The organism is Pseudomonas sp. PA-4-8C (assembly GCF_021606625.1).
Taxonomy (GTDB): Bacteria; Pseudomonadota; Gammaproteobacteria; order Pseudomonadales; family Pseudomonadaceae; genus Aquipseudomonas; species Aquipseudomonas lactis.
In genome coordinates, this window is record NZ_WKCD01000434.1 from 1 (window position 1) to 2,878 (window position 2,878).

A 2,878-nucleotide genomic window follows, 5' to 3' on the forward strand; every position below is an offset into this window, starting at 1 on the left:
CCTTGCAGTCTTTGAAGACCTTGCCCGGTTGTGGGGCGGCGGCATGGGCCAGGCCGGGCAGCAGGGCGCCGCACAGGGCGGTGAGTGCCAGTGCGGTGAGCGGTTTGAGTCGGGATGGCGTCATGGAGGCGTCTCGTTCAAAGGGAAAAGGGGTCATAACCGCTGGCTCAGCAGGGTCATGAAGCGCTGGATCTCATCGGAGTTGTTAAGCAGGCCCGGCGAGGTGCGAATCACCGGGCCAACGTCACGCTCCACCGCGTCCACCACCACGCGGTTTTTCATCAGGTAGGCCGCGACGGCGTCGCTGTCCTGGTTCTTGACCCGGAAGAAGGTGAAACCTGCTGACAGCTCGGGGCTGCGCGGGGTGACCAATTCGATCTGCGAGTGAGCCAGCAACTGGTCTTTGAGTTCGGTATTGAGCGCATGGATACGTGCCTGCACCGGCGCCTTGCCCAATTTGAGGTGCAGCTTGAAGGCCTCGTCGGCGGCCCAACGATGTTCGAAGGCGTGGTAGCCTCCGGGCGTCATGGTCGTGGCGAAGTCCTTGTCTTCGGAGAAGGTCGGAATCATCGGTGTGACGTATTTGTTTTCGGTCTCGCGGGCGCACACCAGGCCGGTGCCGCGCGGGCCGAACATCCACTTGTGGGTGCCGGCGATGAAGAAGTCGCACTGCATGCTTGGGAAGTCGAGGTCTTCCACGCCGAACCCGTGCACGCCATCGACGATATAGAGCAGGCGATCTGGCTCGTCACGGTTGCGATTGTGTTCGTCCACCAGCTTGCCGATCTCACCGATGGGCAGTTTCACGCCGCTGCCGGACTGCACCCAGGTCATGCCCAGCACGCGGGTGTTGGGGCGAATGTTGCGCTGGATGTTGCCCAGCACTTCATCGGCCGAGACCTGATTGGGGGTTTTGAACAGGCGTATTTTACGTACCTGGGTCCGCTCCTTGCGCACCCTGAAATCCAGGCTGAACGCGGTGGCGTAGTGCTCATGCACCGTGGTGAGGATTTCCTGGTCGGCGCGCACCTTGATCCCACCATAGATCATCGCCAGCCCTTCGGATGTGCTGCCGGTGAGGGCGATCTGCGCCGGTTTGGCGTTCAGGTAACGGCCGGCCCACTCGCGTACCTGGCCTTCACGCTTCCAGGTTTCCTGCAAGTCCCAGTCCATGGCCAGGCCGGGGTTACGGTCGATCTGCTGGCGGTAGCGCTCGATGGCCTCGCGCACGGGCCTGGGGTGCGAGGCCACCAGGAAGTTGGAAAAATGCAGGTAATTGGGGTCCTGGTTGAACAGTTGTTTCAATCCCGTCCATGGGTCGTTCGTGGCGGCGGCGACTGCCTGAGGCAGCAACGCGGTGCCCAGCGGCAGGCTCGCGGCAAAGACGCCGGCCTGCTTGAGAAATGTACGGCGGTCGGTCATGGACTTACTTCGTGGTGGTTAGCGGTTGGCCAAGGGTTTGGCGGCTTTTTGGACCTGGTCCCACACCCGCAGGAAGTTGCCTCCCCACAGTTTGGCGATATCGGCTTCGGAGTAGCCGCGTTGGATCAGTTCGGCGGTGACGTTGCGCACCTCGCCGACGTTCTCCCAGCCCTGGAGGCCGCCGCCGTCGTTGAAGTCCGAGGCAATACCGACATGATCGATGCCGATCTTGCGCACGGTGTAGTCGATGGCGTCGCCCAGGTCCTTGAGGGTGGCCTTGGGTTCTTCCTCGAGGATGCCGTACAGCGCGCTGGCGTACTGGCCGAAGCGTTGCTCGGGCCAGGCGGCAATGATCGCGTCGCCGGGCATCAGAGCCATGGCCAGATTGGGCAGTGGCGGCAGGTCGAAGCGTGCGCGCAGGGCGTTGAGCTTGTCCTGGGTCGGCTGGCTCAAGGGCCGCAGGTAGGCGGGGAAGCCCACCACTTGCACCACGCCGCCGCTGTTCTTGATCAGTTGCAGTTCCTTGTCACTGAGGTTGCGCGGGATGTCCACCGATGCCCGTGGCGCCGAGTGGGACGCCACCATCGGCGTACGGCTCAACTGCGCGACTTGTTCCAGGGCCTTGGTCGACATCTGCGACACGTCGATGATCACCCCCAGGTCATTGAGGCGATGCACCGCTTGCTGGCCGATCGGCGACAGGCCTTCAAGGGCGTCGGGGGAGTCATTGAAAAACGGCAGCGGGCGCGACGAGTCGGACCAGGCGTTATTGCCGATGTAGCTGAAGCCGAACATGCGCATGCCACGTGCGGCCCATAAGTCCAGCTGGTTCAGGTCGTTGCCCAGGGGGTAGGCGTTGAGCATGCTGATAAAGATCGCAAACTTGCCTTCGCCGTGCAGGCGTCGCATATCGTCCGGGGTATAGGCGATGCCCACCTGGTTGGGAAAGTCACGCACCATGCCGGAGATGATCTTGTAGCGCACTTCCTGCTCGTGGCGGGCCTCTTCGACAAAACCGTCGGTGGGCTTGTGCGGGGCGTTCGCGCCGTTCCAGATTTCCGGCCAGCCGAATATCGTCAGCGCGGCGCCCGACAATCGCCCGCGGGCGGCCTTGGCCAGGTCGAACTGGCCGCTGCCATCCTTGTCGGCCTCGTTGCCCGCCGTGCCGAAATCCAGGGGCAGGGTGATGTGGCTGTCGAATGACAACAGGCGATCCTGCATTTCATTGGCCTGCTTGATCACCTCCAGCGGGTAGCCGGCGTTGCCCTTGAACCACTGATCCCAGACCAGCAAGCCCGCCCCGGCGCCGATAGCCAGGGCCAGCGGCAGGCCGATATACAGCGCCTTTTTCGAACGTGATTTTGTCATTGCCATCTCAGTCAGTTGAGGCCTTTGCTATCAGGGAAGAACGAGCGATGGCGGGGGAAATTTAGGTGGCGGGGGCAGGGCGGTAAAT

The 2,878-nt window shown here is 62.7% G+C and carries 2 protein-coding genes and 1 pseudogene; all 3 read right to left on the minus strand.

What is annotated here, in order from left to right:
• A pseudogene (locus tag GIW04_RS31390) lies at nt 1-124 on the minus strand (formylglycine-generating enzyme family protein); the annotation flags it as partial.
• Nucleotides 125-153: 29 nt separating this feature from the next.
• The gene (gene pvdN, locus GIW04_RS29515; protein ID WP_120248195.1) at nt 154-1,422 is read right to left on the minus strand and encodes a pyoverdine-tailoring periplasmic protein PvdN; all 1,269 of its coding nucleotides are present in this window, start codon (nt 1,420-1,422) and stop codon (nt 154-156) included.
• Between the two features lie 18 nt (nt 1,423-1,440).
• On the minus strand, nt 1,441-2,790 hold the full coding sequence (gene pvdM, locus GIW04_RS29520) for a pyoverdine-tailoring dipeptidase-like protein PvdM (RefSeq protein WP_072448866.1): 1,350 nt from the start codon (nt 2,788-2,790) through the stop codon (nt 1,441-1,443).
• Nucleotides 2,791-2,878 lie beyond the last annotated feature (88 nt).

Coding starts and splice junctions, on each gene's coding strand:
- pvdN (WP_120248195.1), bottom strand. CDS start 1,422: ATGACCGACCGCCGTACATTTCTCAAGCAGGCCGGCGTCTTTGCCGCG.
- pvdM (WP_072448866.1), bottom strand. CDS start 2,790: ATGACAAAATCACGTTCGAAAAAGGCGCTGTATATCGGCCTGCCGCTG.